Here is a 16,000-nt window from a genome sequence, read left to right on the forward strand (position 1 = left end):
GGAGTCAGAGCTGGGCGGTGAGGTGGTCCCAGAAGCCGTCGCGCAGCGAACGTCGCAGGTCGGCGTGGGCGCGCAGCGAGATGCCGAGCAATCCCTCGGCTTCGACGAGCAGTTCCTGGTCGTAGGCCGGCGGCAGATAGGGCCGGCCGGGCAGCAGTTCCGCGAGGGTGTCGCGGCCCCGGACGGCGAGCCACTGGCCGGCCACCCGGGCGCCCACGAAGTGCACGTCCGCCCGCGAGGGCACCGGCGCGTCACCGTACTCGGGCACGGGTCGCCGGGTCAGATACGGCTTGCAGAACTCGAGGTCGAAGGTGCGCTGGCTGTCGACCTCCCAGAGCAGGGGGTCCGCCTGGTTGCGTCCTTCGGTGGCCTCGATGCCCCACAGGTGCACCCGCGCGCCGTAGCCCTGGGCCGCCTCGACGGCGGACACCAGGTCCTCGTCACCGCCGATGAGGACCGCGTCGCTGATGGCGCGGTGCCGGGCGAGCGATTCGAGGTCGGTGCGGATGAGGGAGTCGACGCCCTTCTGCTGGCGGCTGGCGTTGAGGTTGCCGAGCCGGACCTTGACGTCGGGGAGTTCGGCGATGCGCTCCTGCTCGCGGGTGTGGATCCGGCGGCGGGCGCCGTCGTACCAGTAGACGCGGAGCAGCCGGCTGTCCGGGAAGAGCGAGCGCGCCTTGTCGATGAACGCCTCGATGATGCCCTCGGCGTCCAGGTCGAAGGTCTGCCGGTCCTCGGTGCCCGCGACGAGGCGGCCCGCGGCGGCGTAGACGTAGCCGGCGTCCACGAACACGGCGTGGGTGGCGGGGGTGGTGGCGACTTCGGCCAGGACCCGCTGCAGGAGCTCGTTGGTGCGCTCGATACCGGCGGCCATGGCGGCCAGCGCGTTGTCGTTGTCCATAGGTCCGCCATTGTCCCGTACTCGTGAGTACTTAGGCTCGGAAAAGTTTTCATTAGCGTAGGGAATGTTTTAGTGAGGGGGTTCGTTGACTACTCATGGACAGTGCGACGAAGGGAGAAGCACCATGCGCTTCGAGATCATGCGACTCGACGACCGGAACGGCACCGCTGTGGACAGCACAGTCGTGGACGCCGCCGCCGTCAACAAGATCGTCCAACAGGCCGCGGCCATCGGCCAGCGGATCTACATCCGACCGGCGATCTGAGACAGCATTCGACGACGGCGCCCCTGTACGCAAGACGTACAGGGGCGCTTCTGCGTCCGGTGGGCGCCACGGGGGCCGTCCGGGTCAGCCCTCGCCGTGCACGAACCCCAGCACCCCGTTGGCCACCTGCTGAACGGCGATGGCCGAGAGCAGCATCCCGGACAGCCGGGTCACCAGCACCACACCGCCCTCCTTGATGAGCCGGATGATCGCCAGCGAGTAGCGCATGACCAGCCACAGCACGACGTGCATGGCGGCGATCGCCAGCCACACCGACGCCTGCTCGCCGAAGCCGTGGGCGTTCTGCACCGCCAGGATCACGGTCACGATCGCACCGGGCCCGGCCAGCAGCGGCATCCCCAGCGGCACCAGCGCGACGTTCACGTCCTTGGTCTGGGTCGGCTCGTCCATCTTGCCGGTGAGCAGGTCGAGCGCGATGAGCAGCAGCAGCAGACCGCCGGCGATCCGCAGCGCGGGGACCGAGACATGCAGGTAGTCGAGGATCTGATGGCCGAAGAGGCCGAAGACGGTGATGACGCCGAAGGCGACGGAGGCCGCCTGCCAGGCCATCCGGCGCTGCACCTTGGTGGCGCGCCCGGAGGTCAGCGCGAGGAAGATCGGGGTGATCCCGGGCGGGTCCATGATCACGAAGAGCGTGACAAAGACCGACCCGAAGAGGGTGACGTCGAGCATTTCAGTGGGGGCTTTCCGCGGTGGGCCGGCAAAACGGGCGGGGCGCCGGCGTCTGAGGCCGGGGCATCAGGACGCACGGCGGGAACGAGCGGCGAGGAGGCGGCGGGACGCGGGGCGCCGGGGCCGCCGGGGGGCGGGAGGAGCGCTAGACGGCGCTGATCGGGACCGCGCCGGTCGCCCTGCGCGCGATCTCCCGGTACACCTCGGGGTCGGTGACGAACTCCCCGAGCCGACAGGCCTTGCGGCTGCCGTGGTAGTCGCTGGAGCCGGTGGCGAGCAGCCCCGTCTCGGCGGCGAAGCCGCGCAGCCGGGCCCGGCTGGCCTCGTCGTGGTCCATGTGGTCCACCTCGATGCCGTCGAGTCCGGCCGCCGCCAGAGCGGCTATGACGCGCTCCGGAACGGTCTCGCCGCGCTTGTGGGCGCCCGGGTGCGCGAAGACGGTGACCCCGCCGGCCGCCTTCACCAGGCGTACGGCGTCGAAGGGGTCGAACTCGTGCTTCCCGACGTACGCGCGGCCGTCGTTGGCCAGCCACCGGTCCGTGAACGCGTCCGAGACGGTGTCCACGACGCCGAGGTCGACGAGCGCGGTCGCGATGTGCGGCCGGCCCACGGAGCCGTCACCGGCGATCGCGGCGACCTGCTCCCAAGTGACCGGGACGCCGAGCTCCTGGAGCTTGCCGACCATGGCCCGCGCACGCGGCACCCGGTCGTCCCGTACGAGCTCGCGCTCCCGGAACAGCTCGGGCTCCACGGGGTCGAAGAGGTACGCCAGCATGTGCATGCTGATGCCGTCGACCTTGCAGGACAGCTCCGCGCCGGTCACCAGCGTCAGCGGCGACCCGAGGTCGTACAGCGCCTTGGCGGCCTCGTCATGGCCGCCGACCGTGTCGTGGTCGGTGATCGCCACGACGTCGAGACCCTCGGCGGCGGCGTTGCGCACCAGCTCGGCGGGGGTGTCCGTACCGTCCGAGGCCGTGGAGTGGGTGTGCAGGTCGATGCGCACGGCACGGCTCCCAACGGCGCTAGGCGGTATACGGCACAGGCTTTCGGAAAATAAGGATAGCGGGCCGGGGAACCTGCGAATCTCAGGAGAGCAGCCGGGGAGACAGCGCACCGCACGACAGCAGGTCGACTTCCGCCCCCGCGTCCCGCAGATCGGTGAGCACCAGCTCGTCGTACATCATCAGCCCGGACTGCTCGGGCCACACGATCGCCCAGAGCCACAGCCCGAGCGCCTCGCCCGCGAAGACCGCCCGGTCACCGGGCGCGTCCTCCACATGCCACAGCGGGGTGGGCCGGCCCGCGGCCAGCACCTTGGTGTGCGGGGACCGGTCCACACACATCGAGGGGCCGGGATCGGGTCCCTGGATGCCCGCGTAGCGCGCTCCGAGGCCCACACCCAGTTCCTCGGCGATCAGCAGCAGCTCACCGGGGCCGCCGAGCGGCCCGGGACCGGAGCAGGCCACGGCGGCCGCCCGCCCGCCGCTGCGGTCGTCGCCCGCGGAGGCCACCCCGGAGAACAGCCAGCCGACCGGCAGCGGCCAGGGCATCCACACCGGTACCTTCGCGCGGTGCACCACCACCCCGAGCGCCTCGACGCTCGGCGGGACGACCGGCTGGAGCGGATACACGGTCCCGTGCACGCCGCACTGCCAGGCATCGGCGAAGAGGCCGGGCGCTCGCACCCGGCCACCACACTTCGGGCAACTGGGTTCGCCCCTCATAGAGCCCAACGGTCCTCCCGCGACGTGCCCGCGTCAAGGACGATCACCCGTCCGGCGTCGAGGGATCAGCCGTACGCACGGCGGGACGGGCTCCAGGGGCGGGACTTGTGGGGACGGAACGTGCGGCGGGACGTACGACGGGCGGGTCCGGACGGGTCGGCCGGGTCAGTCGGTGAGCGGTACCGACGCCCGCAGCGGGTCGCGCAGATCCGTGCCGTACTTCAGCCAGCGTTCCTGCAGCGCGGCGCCGCCGTGGACGCGCTTCCAGGCCGCCTCGTTCGGTGTCATCGGCAGCACGGGGAAGAACCGGACCGGGTCCAGCGGTTCGTCCAGGCCGAGGTCCTCGACCAGGCCGCCGGGCTCCGCGACCAGCACGGCGGAGAACGGCGCGCCGGTCCACAGCGGTCCGCCGACGTCCAGCGAGGCGCCGGGAGCCACCACGACGCCCTCGACCTGGGGCGAGGCGGCGAGCACGGCGAGCGGCCGCAGCACCTGGTCCACGGGGGCGAGCCCGGCCCGTACGGACAGCACCAGTTCGGCGCGCGGGCCGCGCAGCGGGTCGGCGACGGTGGCGAGGGGATCGCTCATCGGCTGCCGCGACATGCCGAGCGTCGCGTAGCGCAGCACATCGCCGTCGACGAAGCGCAGCACCTCGATACGGTCGGTGCCGAGGAAGGTCACCGCCGCCCTGCTGTGCCGCTCACCGAACGCCGAGTGCAGTCGCGCCTCGACCAGCTGAAGAAGATCGCCCATACCGCGGAGCATAGGTCCGCCGTGCCCGCGACAGGTAGGGGAACCGTATGGAACAGGCAAAGCCGGGCAGGAGCGCTCCGGGCGCTTGCTAAGGTGGGGCGTTGGCCCGCCGTGAAGTCCGGCGCTGCCATGGGTATACGTCATCCCTCAGCGGGGATCGGCCGGAGGAGGTGGGGTTGACATGGATCATAGTCGACCTTGCAGTCCTGCCCGCTCTTCCTTCCGCCGCCTCGCCGGCTGAGTCTTCGCGTTCCATACCCAGCACCGTCGCCGGGAAACACGGAAGTTCTCACTTCCCCATGGATCCGCGCCCGCCGCGGGCATCGCGCCGGAAGAGCGCCCTGAACTGCCTTGTGATCACCCTGCCTTGATCAGCATTTCAGTGCGGCTTCCGTGCCGTCGGCCAGTCCGTGAAGGAGCTTGCCATGTCGATGATCCGTGACCTGCGTGCAGTGGTCCGTCCCTCCCTGCGCAAGAGCGCCGTTTCATACGACTACGGCGCGACCCGTACGCCGAGCGCGACGAGCGCGGTCGTGGACTGCGCCGTCTACCGCGACGGCGCGCGCTGCAGCGACCACATCGACCCGGCCGTCGCGCTGGAGAAGGTGCGCACCGGCAGCCGCAGCGAGGGCTTCGTCTGGATCGGTCTGCACGAGCCCACGGAGCAGGAGTTCGCCGGCATCGCCGAGGTGTTCGGGCTGCACCCGCTGGCCGTCGAGGACGCCGTGCACGCCCACCAGCGCCCCAAGCTGGAGCGCTACGACGACATCCTGTTCACCGTCTTCAAGACCATCAGGTACGTCGAGCACACCGAACTCACCGCGACCAGCGAGGTCGTGGAGAGCGGCGAGGTCATGGTCTTCACCGGCCGGCACTTCGTCATCACCGTCCGGCACGGCGGCCACGGCTCGCTGCGCGCGCTGCGGCACCGGCTGGAGGAGGACCCCGAGCTGCTCGCCAAGGGCCCCTCGGCCGTGCTGCACGCCATCGCCGACCAGGTGGTCGACGACTATCTCGCCGTCACCGAGGCCGTGCAGGACGACATCGACGACGTGGAGATCGACGTCTTCTCCGCCGCGCAGGGCAAGTCCGCGCGCGGTGGCGACGCCGGCCGGATCTACCAGCTCAAGCGCGAGGTACTGGAGTTCAAGCGCGCCGTCTCACCGCTGCTGCGGCCGATGCAGCTGCTCAGCGAGCGGCCGATGCGGCTGATCGACCCCGAGATCCAGAAGTACTTCCGCGATGTCGCCGACCACGTGGCGCGGGTCCACGAGCAGGTGGTCGGCTTCGACGATCTGCTCAACTCGATCCTGCAGGCGAACCTGGCGCAGGCGACCGTCGCGCAGAACGAGGACATGCGCAAGATCACCGCATGGGCGGCCATCCTCGCCGTCCCGACGATGATCACCGGGGTGTACGGCATGAACTTCGACCACATGCCGGAGCTGCACTGGCGCTACGGCTACCCGATGGTCCTGTGCGCGACAGTCGCCATCTGCTTCAGCATCCACCGCGGATTCCGCCGGAACGGCTGGCTGTAGGTGGCCGCTGCCGGCAGTGGTGGTGGTCAGGCTCCCCCGGGCGTCGCCGGCAGGTCTGCCGGCACCGGGCCGGCCTTCCGGTCCGCCAGGATCACCAGTGCCAGGCCGGCGAGGATCACTCCGAGCGCCGGGTAGGCCATCGCCGGCGGGGTCTGGCCGAGCCAGAGTGCCGCGATGAGGGCCGCGCCCGGTGTCTCCAGCAGGATCGCGGTCGAGGTGGTGGACGGGCCGAGCCCGTGCACCACCCGGTTCAGCAGCGAGTGGCCCAGCAGCTGCGCGGCGACGGTGAGCGCGACGAGCTTCAGCCAGGTCTCACCGCTGTACCCGCCCAGCGAGGCGCCGGAGACCAGGCACGCGACGAGCAGCGCGACCGCGGTCGTCGAGTAGCAGATGTAGGTGTACGCGGTGGTGCTGGCGGTCCTGCGGACCTCGGCGCCCAGCAGGACGTACGCGGCCGCCGCCATGCCCGCGCCCAGCGCGAGCGCGTCACCGGCCAGCGCGCGGGTGTCGGTCGACATGTCGATACCGGTCAGGATGATGACGCCGACCACGGCCAGCAGGGTGCCCGCCCACACCATGCGGGGCGGCCGGTGGCCGCGTATCCGCAGGATGATCGTGGTCCAGATCGGGGTCGTGGTGCACAGCGCGGTCGAGGTCGCGACCGACGTCATCGACAGACTCGGCAGCCACAGGCCGAAGTGCAGTGCGAGCGTCGCGCCCGCCGCCACCGACAGCAGCAGCGAGCGGCGGCCCATCCGGCGCAGCTCGCCGAGGTTGCTGCGCAGCACGAACGGGGTGAGCACCCCGATCGCCATGGCGTTCCGCCAGAACGCGATGGCCAGCGCCGGGGCGGCGGTCGCCGCGATCAGCGGCGCGGAGAACGAGACGCCGGCGATGGCGACGGCCAGCAGCGTCAGGTCCAGCGGCCGGTGCGCGACCGCTGCCGCGGGGGGCACGGCGACTGGCGGGGCGACGGTGCGCGGCTCGGCGGACACGGGTTCTCCTCGGTCGGAACAGGGTCTCCGACCAGCGTAAGGGCCGTGACAAGAGCATGCTCCTGTCGTCCAGCGCTTGGACCCGCCTGGAGGGCCGCAGGGAACGCCGCGGAGCACGCCGCGGGGACGGGCGCACCGAATAAGGTGAGCCCCATGACGGAAACCGCCGAACAGACCGCCCTCGTCGAGGAGGCCACCAAGAAGTCCGGCCTGGTCTGGGTCCAGGCCCCGACCGGCCGCCCGCCGCAGGCGGTGTGGCACGCCTGGGTGGACGGCGCGATGTGCGTGGTCGGCGGCGGCCCCGGGGAGCAGCCGCTCGGCGGGCTGACCGACGGCGGCACCGCGGTCGTGACGGTGCGCAGCAAGGACAAGGGCGGCCGGCTGGTCGCGTGGCCCGCCACCGTCTCCGCGCTCGTCCCCGACAGCGACGGGTGGACCGCCGCCGTCGAGGAGCTCAAGGGCAAGCGGCTGAACGCACCGGACGCCGAGACGATGACCGTGCGCTGGGCGCGTGAGTGCCAGGTGCTGCGGCTCGTACCGTCAGGACCGCCGAGCGAGCAGCCCGGCACCATGCCGGACGGCTCGGGTGCGGCCGGCCCCGTTCCGTCGCCCGCCACGACCCGGCAGCCGATGCCGGAGGCGCTGCCGCGGCTGCTGGCCCGCCGCAGGAAGCGCGGCTGACGGTAGTACCCGGATCGTACGGCCGGGGCGGCGTCAGCCGCCCGAGGTGCCCGTCACGGACTTGCCGTAGTCGACGACATGGGCGGCGTCCGGCGCCGCGAGGGCGAAGTCCTTGCCCCAGTCGGCGAGCGTGAGGGTGCCGGAGCCGCCCGCGCGTTCGTACCGCAGCGGGTAGGGGCTGCCCTCCAGGGAGACGTCGAGGGTGCCGCCTCCGCCGCCGTCCGCGGCGAGGGCGATGGTGCGGGTGCCGTTGACCTTGCGGTGGTCGCCGGTGGACAGCTCGCCGTTGAGCGCGAAGAGCGCGTCGAGCAGCACCTTCTTGTCCGTGAAGCCACTGAACTGCTGGTAGGCGGGGTCGCCCGCCGGCACCTTGACGTACTTGTCCTTCAGCTTCGCCGCGGCGGCCTGGCTGTTCTTGTCGGAGCCGGCGTCACCGTAGAAGTCGGCGCCCGCCTTCAAATACAGGTCGTCGTCGACCCGCAGCAGCTGGAACGTGCTGCTCTGCGTCGAGACGTCGCCGACGCCGCCGTTGCCGCGCAGCCGCATGTCGAGCTTGTACGTCTTCCCCTTGCTGACCACGGTGCCGGACAGCCGGACGGTCTGTGCCGCGGCGGCGGCGTCGCGGGCTCGCTGCTCGATCGTCTTGGGGGGCAGTTTGGCGACCCCGTTGGTCCCGGCGTCCGGGTCGCCGCAGCCGGCGAGGGTCAGTCCGGCGCACAGCGCCCCGACTAGAACAACGGATCGGCGGCCGGGAAACACGTGTTCTCTTCCTCCAGCGGCAGGGGAACGGTGGTGGGGAGACCCGAAGCTACCGCAGCGTACAGCTCCCTGCCGAGACCCGGACCGCACCATTCCACGGGCGACCTGGAGCCTGTGGCCTGCCAGGGCCTGCCCGGTGCCTGCCTGGTGCCTGCCCGGTGCCTGCCCGGTGCCTGCCCGGGGTCGCCCGCCGCCCCGCGGAGCAGCACCGTGCGGCAGCCAAGATCCGAGCGGGTTAGCCTGACAGCGACGAACCGTGACCCGCACGACGCCAGGAGGCACCGCATGGCCGCAGGTGCCCCGCGCGTGTTCATCTCCCACATCTCCGGTGTCGCGGTCTTCGACCCGGGCGGCGACCAGGTCGGCCGGGTCCGGGACCTTGTCGTCATGCTGCGGGTCGGCGGGAAGCCGCCGCGGGTGCTCGGGCTGGTCGTCGAGGTGGTCAGCCGGCGGCGGATCTTCCTGCCGATGACCCGGGTGACCGGCGTCGAGTCCGGCCAGGTGATCACCACCGGCGTCGTCAACATGCGGCGCTTCGAGCAGCGGCCGACCGAGACCCTGGTCCTCGGCGAACTGCTCGACCGGCGGGTCAGGATCGTCGCGACCGGCGAGGAGGTGACGGTGCTGGACATCTCGATGGTGCAGCTGCCAGCCCGCCGCGACTGGGAGATCGACAAGGTCTTCGTCCGCCGGGGCAAGGGCGGTGCGCTGCGCAGGCGCGGCGAGACGCTGACCCTGGACTGGTCCGCCGTGACCGGCTTCTCCCTGGAGGAGCACGGACAGGGCGCCGAGAACCTGCTCGCCACGTTCGAGCGGCTGCGCCCCGCCGACCTCGCGAACGTGCTGCACCACCTGTCGCCCAAGCGCCGCGGCGAGGTCGCCGCCGCCCTGGACGACGACCGGCTCGCCGACGTCCTGGAGGAGCTGCCGGACGACGACCAGGTGGAGATCCTCGGCAAGCTCAAGGAGGAGCGCGCGGCCGACGTCCTGGAGGCGATGGACCCGGACGACGCGGCCGACCTGCTCTCCGAGCTGCCCGAGGTCGACCAGGAGCGCCTGCTCACGCTGATGCAGCCGCAGGACGCGGCCGATGTGCGCCGGCTGCTCTCCTACGAGGAGCGCACGGCCGGCGGCCTGATGACCACCGAGCCCATCGTGCTGCGGCCCGACGCGACGATCGCCGACGCGCTCGCCCGGGTCCGCAACCCCGACCTGTCCCCCGCGCTCGCCGCCCAGGTCTATGTCTGCCGGCCGCCCGACGAGACCCCGACCGGCAAGTACCTGGGTCTGGTGCACTTCCAGCGGCTGCTGCGCGACCCGCCCTTCACCCTGGTCGGCTCCATCGTCGACACCGACCTGCTGCCGCTGCCGCCCGGCACCCCGCTGTCCGCGGTGACCAGCTACCTCGCCACGTACAACCTGATCTCGGCACCCGTCGTGGACGAGAGCGGATCGCTGCTCGGCGCGGTGACGGTCGACGACGTGCTGGACCACCTGCTGCCCGACGACTGGCGCGAGACCGAGCTGCACGGCGCGGCCGGCGCGTACCACGTCGGTGAGGCCCGCCCGGACGAGAACAGGCCCGCCGATGCCCGCTGACGTGGAGCGCGAGCGCGCGAAGACACCGGGCGGCTCCACCGCCGCGCCGCGGCACCGGGTCCGCCTGGACCAGCCCCGCCCGACCCGGCGGCGGCTGCTGCCGGCCTACGACCCGGAGGAGTTCGGCCGGTTCTCGGAGCGGATCGCGCGCTTCCTGGGCACCGGGCGCTTCATCGTCTGGATGACGGTCCTCATCATCCTGTGGGTGCTGTGGAACGTCTTCGCTCCGGACTCGATGCGCTGGGACCAGTACCCCTTCATCTTCCTGACCCTGATGCTCTCGCTCCAGGCGTCGTACGCGGCCCCGCTGATCCTGCTCGCGCAGAACCGGCAGGACGACAGGGACCGCGTCACCCACGAGCAGGACCGCAAACAGAACGAGCGCAGCATCGCCGACACCGAATACCTGACGCGGGAGGTGGCGTCGCTGCGGATGAACCTCGGGGAGGTCGCCACCCGCGACTGGATCCGTTCCGAGCTCCAGGATCTGCTGAAGGAACTGGAAGAGCGGCGTGACGAAGGCGACGCCGGAACCGACCGGTGAGCGCCGTACCATCGACCGTATGGCTACCGACATTCACGGATCCGCTCCGACCGCCGACGCCGTGCGCGCGGCGCTCGCGACGGTGAACGACCCGGAGATCCACAAGCCGATCACTGATCTCGGCATGGTCAAATCCGTGGACATCGCGGACGACGGCACCGTGAAGGTCGCCGTCTATCTGACGGTGTCGGGCTGCCCGATGCGCGAGACGATCACCACGAATGTCACCACGGCAGTCGAAGGGGTACCGGGCGTCACCGGTGTCACCGTCGAGCTGGACGTCATGAGCGACGAGCAGCGCAAGGAGCTCGCCGGCAATCTGCGCGGCGGCACCGCCGAGCGCGAGGTGCCCTTCGCCCAGCCCGGCTCGCTGACCCGGGTCTACGCGGTCGCCTCCGGCAAGGGCGGCGTCGGCAAGTCCTCGGTGACGGTGAACCTGGCGGCGGCGATGGCCGCCGACGGCCTCAAGGTCGGCGTCGTGGACGCGGACATCTACGGCCACTCGGTACCGCGCATGCTCGGTGTCGAGGGCCGGCCGACGCAGGTCGAGAACATGATCATGCCGCCGTCGTCGCACGGGGTGAAGGTCATCTCGATCGGCATGTTCACCCCGGGCAACGCGCCCGTGGTGTGGCGCGGCCCGATGCTGCACCGCGCGCTGCAGCAGTTCCTCGCCGATGTGTACTGGGGCGACCTGGACGTCCTGCTGCTGGACCTGCCGCCGGGCACCGGCGACATCGCGATCTCCGTCGCGCAGCTCGTCCCGAACGCCGAGATCCTCGTGGTGACGACGCCTCAGCAGGCGGCCGCCGAGGTCGCGGAGCGCGCCGGGTCCATCGCGGTGCAGACCCACCAGAAGATCGTCGGCGTCGTGGAGAACATGTCCGGGATGCCGTGCCCGCACTGCGACGAGATCGTCGACGTCTTCGGCAGCGGCGGCGGCGAGCGGGTCGCCGAGGGCCTGACCAGGACCACGGGCGCGACGGTGCCGGTGCTGGGCCAGATCCCGATCGACGTACGGCTGCGCGAGGGCGGCGACGACGGCCGCCCGGTCGTCCTGAGCCACCCGGACTCCGCCGCGGCGCTCGCCCTCAAGGCGATCGCCGGCAAGCTCGGCGGTCGGGCCCGCGGCCTGGCGGGTATGTCGCTGGGGATCACCCCGCGGAACAAGTTCTGAGTTCATGACGGTGCCCCCGGCCGCAGTGCGGTCGGGGGCACCGTCATGCCGGCCGTCAGCCGTCGTACGAGGTGATGTCCTTCACCACGGCCAGTCCCAGCCCGTACGCGCTCATGCCGCGCCCGTACGCGCCCAGGTGGGCGCCGCGCGCGGAGCCCGCCAGGACCCAGCCGTACGCGGACTCCCGGTAGTGGAACGTGGTGGGCTCGCCGTCCACCGGGAGCGTCAGGGTCGACCAGTGGGGGCCGGCCAGATCGTCGGCGAGGTCCCAGGCGGTCGCGATCTGCTGGTCGAGCCAGTCCTGGCGCAGTGCGCGTTCCATATGGCTGGGCCAGGTGCAGGACAGCAGGCCGGAGCCCGCCAGCCAGGCCGCCGAGGACACCGAGGTGGCCTCCAGTACGCCGGTGCCGTCCGAGCTGCGCCGGCCGGGACGCCGGGCGACCGTCACGACCACGGCGAACCGCTGGGCCTGGGGGTCGGTGGTCTCCGCCTTGATGGACGGTTCGTCGCCATGCCCTATCGAGCCGTGCTCCACGGTTCCGTCCGCGCTGGTGCCGACCGCGGTCAGCCAGCGGCGTCCGGTGAACGCCTCGTCCAGCCCGTACCACGGGAAGTCGGCCATCAAGTAGCCGTCGACCGCTCGATCCGCTGTGCCGGTCTTCGTCTCCATCGGGGTGGCGCCTCCTCCATGCCCTTTTGGGCTCCGCCATCTTGCCGGACCGGAGCCGGGCCCGGAGGCCAAAACGGCGCACGGTGATGGCGGACACATGGAGAATAGCCACCCCAAGGGGTGGAACGGGACAAACAGGTTGACTCAGGTCGCGTCGGAATCGAACGGCGGGGGCTCGTCCTTGTCCAGCGTCTCGCGCTTGCGGAGCCGGTCCGGGGTGCTCGTGGCGGCACCCGCGGCGCCGGCGGCGGCCGCGGCCGTGGTGTCGGTGCCGTTCACGGCATCCGTGACCTCGGCCATCTCCTTGCGGAAGTCGAAACCGTTGCGCAGATCCTGCAGACCGAGCTCTTCGTTCTCCAGGATGTTCTTGCGGATGTACGTCTTGGGGTTCAGATCCTCGAACTCGAAGTCCTTGAACTCGGGCCCCAGCTCCTTGCGGATGTCCTCCTTGGCGCTGTCCGAGAAGGCCCGCACCTTTCGGATGAACGACATCGTGTCCTGGATGACCTTCGGCAGCTTGTCCGGGCCGAAGACGAGCACCGCAAGGATGACAAGCGCGATCATCTCCATCGGGCCTATGTCGAAGAACACCTTGCAGCTCCTTGGGACGTCCACAGCCGGGTGGGCAGGGTCCGGGTCGACTTACCGTACCTGGCCGCGCGGGCAGCGCGGGAGTGGCTTGGGCCAACACTACGTCGACACCGGGTAAAGGGTCAGCCCCCGGTGGCCGAACCCAAGGTCAGCTCGACCGTACGCTCCGTTCCGGCGCGCACCAGGGTGAGTGTGAGGTGGTCACCCGGTCGGTGGCTGCGGATCTTGACGATCAGCTCCTCGCCGCGGTGCACCCGCTCGCCGTCGACCGCCGTGATGACGTCACCGGCCTCGATGCCGGCCTGGTCGCCGGGACCGCCGGGGGTCACCGCGGTGGTGCCCGCCTTGCCGCCGACCCGGGCGCCGTCCCCCTCGTAGGTCATGTCGACGGTCACCCCGATCACCGGGTGGGTGGCCTTACCGGTGTTGATCAGCTCCTCTGCGACCCGTTTCGCCTGGTTGGCCGGGATGGCGAAGCCGAGGCCGATGCTGCCGCCCTGGCCGCCGGCCGGGCCGCAGTCGTCGGCCGCCCGGATCGCGCTGTTGATCCCGATCACCCTCCCCTGCCCGTCGACGAGCGGGCCGCCGGAGTTGCCGGGGTTGATCGGTGCGTCGGTCTGCAGCGCGTCCACATAGCTGACGTCGGTGCCGTCGGTGGCGCCGCCGGCGGTGATCGGCCTGCGGGTGGCGCTGATGATGCCCGCGGTGACGGTGCCTTCGAGGCCGTACGGGGCGCCGATGGCGACCACCGGATCGCCGACCCGCACCGAATCGGAGTTGCCGAGGGTGAGCGGCCGCAGCCCGGACACCCCGCTGACCTCGATGACGGCGAGGTCGTAGCCGCTGTCCACCCCGACCACCTTCGCCTTGCTCAGCTGGCCGCCGTTGAAGGTGACCTGGATGTCGGCACCCTTGCCGGCGGCGCCGACCACATGGTTGTTGGTGAGGATGTGGCCCTTGGCGTCCAGCACGAACCCGGTGCCGGTGTCCTCGCCCGCGGCGCCCTTCACATGGATGTAGACGACGCCCGGCAGGGTCCTGGCCGCGATCCCCGCGACGCTGTCGCCCGCCCGGTCGGCGCTGCCCTCGGAGACCTGGGGCAGTGTCACCTGATCGCCGTCCTGGGCACTGTGCCGTTCGGCGTAGACGCCGGCCGCTCCGCCGATCCCGCCGGCGAGCAGCGCCACCAGCGCGGCGCCCGCGATCAGCGGGGCCGCCCGTCCGCGACGGGCGCGGGCCGGGGTGCCGGGACCGTGCCAGGGAGCGGGCTCGGCGGCGCCGCCGGACATGCGGTTGAGCAGGTACGGGTCGGGGAACGCCTCGTCCGGGGCGGGTCCTGCCGCCTCCGCGCCGCCCGCGCCGGGCACCGGGCCCGACGGGCGACTCCACCACTGCGGCCGGTCCGCCTCATCGCTCATTCTTCGAGCCTGCGGGCGGTATGCGGAAGTCCGCAAGTGCCACACGGCCGGATGGCCTCAGCCGTGCGGGTCAGCGGTGTACGGCAGGTCCTGGAGTGGCCGCCGGGGTCAGCGAGGCGGTCGGTGCGGGCTTGGTGACCGGCACGGACGCCATCAGCGGACGGGTCACCGAGGCCGGCGTGGCGCCCGCCAGCGGGGGATGCCGCAGATAGCGGTCCTCCGCCGAGTTCACCAGGTCGTTGCGGAGCGGTTTGAGGTCGGAGACCGAGTTGACGCCGCTGAGCGGGGCGACCGCGGGGCCCTGTTCCTCGGGGCGCGGGGCGCCGCTGTCGATCGACGCGTCCATCGGGAGCGCACCGCCGAGCGCGATGGCCGCCATCGAGAACGCGCCGGCCGCCGCGAAGGCGAACCGCCGGCCGCGCGAGGCCGAACCGGGCGAGGACGCCGAACGCTCGACCTCATGGATCCGGAAACCGCGGGACCGCACATCGGTCGGTGCGGCGAGATCGGGACCAGGGGACAGGAAGGAGAACTCCTCCGCCGCGCTCTGCCCGAACACATCAGCACTGAAGAGGCCGCCGTCGAACGGGCCTCTTCCCTCGTCGTCGCCACCGCCCGGCAGTCCCTGGAGCCGGGCCAGCAGGCCCGCGGACAGGGTCGGCGGCGCCGTGGTCGCCACGGCGTTCTTCAGCCGGCGCTGCTCATCGGCGGCTGTCTTGCACTGGGGACACGTCACCAGATGCGCGAGCACCCGGTCCCGGGTGTCATCGGGCAACTCGCCGTCGACGAACGCGGCGAGCCGATCGCCGAGATGCTGCTCGGCAGATGCGACGTGTTGCCGGCCGGTACCGCTACTGCTCACGCTCTCCCGCCCTCCAGGCCCGGTTTCGGTACGGCGGCGGCCAGCGCACGGCCCGGTCGGGCCGCGGGGGAACGGTGCTCAAGAGCCTTGCGCAGGTGGGAACGGCCGCGGTGGATCCGGCTCCGGACCGTGCCGAGCTTCACGCCGAGGGTGGCGGCGATCTCCTCGTACGACAGCCCCTCGATGTCACAGAGCACGACGGCGGCGCGGAACTCCGGCGCGAGGGTGTCCAGCGCCTGCTGGACGTCCGCGTCGAAGTGCGTGTCGTTGAAGTGCTGTGCGGGGGACGGCTCACGGCTCGGGAGCCGCTCCGCCGCGTCGTCGCCGAGCGCGTCGAACCTGATCCGCTGACGTCTCCGCACCATGTCCAGGAAGAGATTGGTGGTGATGCGGTGCAGCCAGCCCTCGAAGGTGCCGGGCGTGTACGTGGACAGGGAACGGAAGACACGGACGAAGACTTCTTGTGTGAGGTCCTCGGCATCGTGCTGGTTGCCCGTCAGGCGGTACGCCAGGCGGTAGACGCGGGCACTGTGCGTGCTGACGATCTCCTCCCAGGAAGGAGGCGTCCACGCCTGGTTCTCCCCGTCGGTGGCGAAAGTCGCGTTGGCGGGTACGTCGTTGCGTGAACGGTCAGCAGTGTTGGTCACGGATTTCGGCTGTCCGGAGGACCTGAGAATATGCCGGAGCACTCCCCGATCACCGGCCGCAGCCGCACCTCCCCTGTCGGCTCTGGTGGTCTCCAGTAGAGCCACTACCATATCCACCTCGCCCGTTAGCTCCGGATAAGTGCGCTGTCTCGCCGGGGACCTGGTCGGGGCGGCTGCACG

The 16,000-nt window shown here is 71.3% G+C and carries 17 protein-coding genes and 1 pseudogene; 6 read left to right on the forward strand and 12 right to left on the reverse strand.

The features are described from left to right. Positions 1-4: 4 nt before the first annotated feature. On the reverse strand, positions 5-901 hold the full coding sequence (locus O3W51_RS17800; RefSeq protein WP_138350987.1) for an NYN domain-containing protein: 897 nt from the start codon (positions 899-901) through the stop codon (positions 5-7). A gap of 124 nt (positions 902-1,025) precedes the next feature. Between O3W51_RS17800 and O3W51_RS17805 the strand changes: the two genes are divergently transcribed. Next, on the forward strand, positions 1,026-1,166 hold the full coding sequence (locus tag O3W51_RS17805) for a hypothetical protein (RefSeq protein WP_187145002.1): 141 nt from the start codon (positions 1,026-1,028) through the stop codon (positions 1,164-1,166). 84 nt (positions 1,167-1,250) lie between these two features. Here the strand turns inward: O3W51_RS17805 and O3W51_RS17810 are convergent, their stop codons facing one another. From O3W51_RS17810 to O3W51_RS17825, 4 genes are all read right to left on the reverse strand, one after another. After that, positions 1,251-1,859: a MarC family protein gene (locus tag O3W51_RS17810; protein WP_138350988.1), complete on the reverse strand. Its 609-nt coding sequence runs from the start codon at positions 1,857-1,859 to the stop codon at positions 1,251-1,253. Positions 1,860-2,004: 145 nt separating this feature from the next. Then, positions 2,005-2,862 (reverse strand): PHP domain-containing protein, encoded by an 858-nt coding sequence (locus O3W51_RS17815; protein WP_198357007.1) that lies wholly within the window; start codon positions 2,860-2,862, stop codon positions 2,005-2,007. A gap of 82 nt (positions 2,863-2,944) precedes the next feature. Further along, positions 2,945-3,583, reverse strand: a complete 639-nt coding sequence (locus O3W51_RS17820; RefSeq protein WP_269286746.1) for a DUF6758 family protein — start codon at positions 3,581-3,583, stop codon at positions 2,945-2,947. Positions 3,584-3,748: 165 nt separating this feature from the next. Continuing rightward, positions 3,749-4,336: a suppressor of fused domain protein gene (locus O3W51_RS17825; protein WP_138350991.1), complete on the reverse strand. Its 588-nt coding sequence runs from the start codon at positions 4,334-4,336 to the stop codon at positions 3,749-3,751. Positions 4,337-4,761: 425 nt separating this feature from the next. On the opposite strand from O3W51_RS17825, the gene O3W51_RS17830 reads away from it, so the two are divergent. Beyond that, positions 4,762-5,877 carry a magnesium and cobalt transport protein CorA gene (locus tag O3W51_RS17830; protein ID WP_138350992.1) on the forward strand — a complete coding sequence of 372 codons (1,116 nt, stop codon included), beginning with the start codon at positions 4,762-4,764 and terminating at the stop codon, positions 5,875-5,877. Between the two features lie 26 nt (positions 5,878-5,903). Here the strand turns inward: O3W51_RS17830 and O3W51_RS17835 are convergent, their stop codons facing one another. Continuing rightward, entirely contained in the window at positions 5,904-6,872 is a 969-nt protein-coding gene (locus tag O3W51_RS17835) for a DMT family transporter (protein ID WP_138350993.1), read from the reverse strand. A 153-nt stretch (positions 6,873-7,025) separates the two neighbouring features. Here O3W51_RS17835 and O3W51_RS17840 point away from each other — a divergent pair, with 153 nt between their 5' ends. Next, the gene (locus O3W51_RS17840) at positions 7,026-7,553 is read left to right on the forward strand and encodes a hypothetical protein (RefSeq protein ID WP_138350994.1); all 528 of its coding nucleotides are present in this window, start codon (positions 7,026-7,028) and stop codon (positions 7,551-7,553) included. Between the two features lie 33 nt (positions 7,554-7,586). Here the strand turns inward: O3W51_RS17840 and O3W51_RS17845 are convergent, their stop codons facing one another. Next, entirely contained in the window at positions 7,587-8,312 is a 726-nt protein-coding gene (locus O3W51_RS17845) for a hypothetical protein (protein WP_164295276.1), read from the reverse strand. Positions 8,313-8,597: 285 nt separating this feature from the next. Between O3W51_RS17845 and O3W51_RS17850 the strand changes: the two genes are divergently transcribed. The 3 genes from O3W51_RS17850 to O3W51_RS17860 are packed head-to-tail and all read left to right on the forward strand — an operon-like array spanning position 8,598 to position 11,632. Beyond that, entirely contained in the window at positions 8,598-9,911 is a 1,314-nt protein-coding gene (locus O3W51_RS17850; protein ID WP_138350996.1) for a magnesium transporter MgtE N-terminal domain-containing protein, read from the forward strand. Continuing rightward, entirely contained in the window at positions 9,901-10,455 is a 555-nt protein-coding gene (locus tag O3W51_RS17855) for a DUF1003 domain-containing protein (RefSeq protein WP_138350997.1), read from the forward strand. Before O3W51_RS17850 ends, O3W51_RS17855 begins: the two co-directional genes overlap by 11 nt. Positions 10,456-10,474: 19 nt before the next feature. Beyond that, on the forward strand, positions 10,475-11,632 hold the full coding sequence (locus O3W51_RS17860; protein ID WP_138350998.1) for an Mrp/NBP35 family ATP-binding protein: 1,158 nt from the start codon (positions 10,475-10,477) through the stop codon (positions 11,630-11,632). A 55-nt stretch (positions 11,633-11,687) separates the two neighbouring features. Here O3W51_RS17860 and O3W51_RS17865 read toward each other — a convergent pair whose 3' ends face one another. The 5 genes and pseudogenes from O3W51_RS17865 to sigE form a co-directional block, all read right to left on the reverse strand. Then, the gene (locus tag O3W51_RS17865) at positions 11,688-12,302 is read right to left on the reverse strand and encodes a hypothetical protein (protein ID WP_138350999.1); all 615 of its coding nucleotides are present in this window, start codon (positions 12,300-12,302) and stop codon (positions 11,688-11,690) included. A gap of 144 nt (positions 12,303-12,446) precedes the next feature. After that, the gene (locus O3W51_RS17870; protein ID WP_138351000.1) at positions 12,447-12,893 is read right to left on the reverse strand and encodes a sec-independent translocase; all 447 of its coding nucleotides are present in this window, start codon (positions 12,891-12,893) and stop codon (positions 12,447-12,449) included. 122 nt (positions 12,894-13,015) lie between these two features. Then, a pseudogene (locus tag O3W51_RS17875) lies at positions 13,016-14,368 on the reverse strand (S1C family serine protease); the annotation flags it as partial. 13 nt (positions 14,369-14,381) lie between these two features. After that, positions 14,382-15,173 (reverse strand): anti-sigma factor family protein, encoded by a 792-nt coding sequence (locus tag O3W51_RS17880; RefSeq protein WP_269286756.1) that lies wholly within the window; start codon positions 15,171-15,173, stop codon positions 14,382-14,384. Next, positions 15,170-15,931 (reverse strand): RNA polymerase sigma factor SigE, encoded by a 762-nt coding sequence (gene sigE, locus O3W51_RS17885; RefSeq protein WP_187145001.1) that lies wholly within the window; start codon positions 15,929-15,931, stop codon positions 15,170-15,172. Before sigE ends, O3W51_RS17880 begins: the two co-directional genes overlap by 4 nt. Positions 15,932-16,000 lie beyond the last annotated feature (69 nt).

This window comes from Streptomyces sp. H39-C1 (assembly GCF_027158125.1).
Lineage (GTDB): Bacteria > Actinomycetota > Actinomycetes > Streptomycetales > Streptomycetaceae > Actinacidiphila > Actinacidiphila fildesensis.

What these genes read in the sequence shown, in the direction of transcription:
- O3W51_RS17800 (WP_138350987.1), bottom strand. Translation starts at nt 901, where the DNA reads ATGGACAACGACAACGCGCTGGCCGCCATGGCCGCCGGTATCGAGCGC.
- O3W51_RS17805 (WP_187145002.1), top strand. Translation starts at nt 1,026, where the DNA reads ATGCGCTTCGAGATCATGCGACTCGACGACCGGAACGGCACCGCTGTG.
- O3W51_RS17810 (WP_138350988.1), bottom strand. Translation starts at nt 1,859, where the DNA reads ATGCTCGACGTCACCCTCTTCGGGTCGGTCTTTGTCACGCTCTTCGTG.
- O3W51_RS17820 (WP_269286746.1), bottom strand. Translation starts at nt 3,583, where the DNA reads ATGAGGGGCGAACCCAGTTGCCCGAAGTGTGGTGGCCGGGTGCGAGCG.
- O3W51_RS17825 (WP_138350991.1), bottom strand. Translation starts at nt 4,336, where the DNA reads ATGGGCGATCTTCTTCAGCTGGTCGAGGCGCGACTGCACTCGGCGTTC.
- O3W51_RS17830 (WP_138350992.1), top strand. Translation starts at nt 4,762, where the DNA reads ATGTCGATGATCCGTGACCTGCGTGCAGTGGTCCGTCCCTCCCTGCGC.
- O3W51_RS17840 (WP_138350994.1), top strand. Translation starts at nt 7,026, where the DNA reads ATGACGGAAACCGCCGAACAGACCGCCCTCGTCGAGGAGGCCACCAAG.
- O3W51_RS17850 (WP_138350996.1), top strand. Translation starts at nt 8,598, where the DNA reads ATGGCCGCAGGTGCCCCGCGCGTGTTCATCTCCCACATCTCCGGTGTC.
- O3W51_RS17855 (WP_138350997.1), top strand. Translation starts at nt 9,901, where the DNA reads ATGCCCGCTGACGTGGAGCGCGAGCGCGCGAAGACACCGGGCGGCTCC.
- O3W51_RS17860 (WP_138350998.1), top strand. Translation starts at nt 10,475, where the DNA reads ATGGCTACCGACATTCACGGATCCGCTCCGACCGCCGACGCCGTGCGC.
- O3W51_RS17865 (WP_138350999.1), bottom strand. Translation starts at nt 12,302, where the DNA reads ATGGAGACGAAGACCGGCACAGCGGATCGAGCGGTCGACGGCTACTTG.
- sigE (WP_187145001.1), bottom strand. Translation starts at nt 15,931, where the DNA reads ATGGTAGTGGCTCTACTGGAGACCACCAGAGCCGACAGGGGAGGTGCG.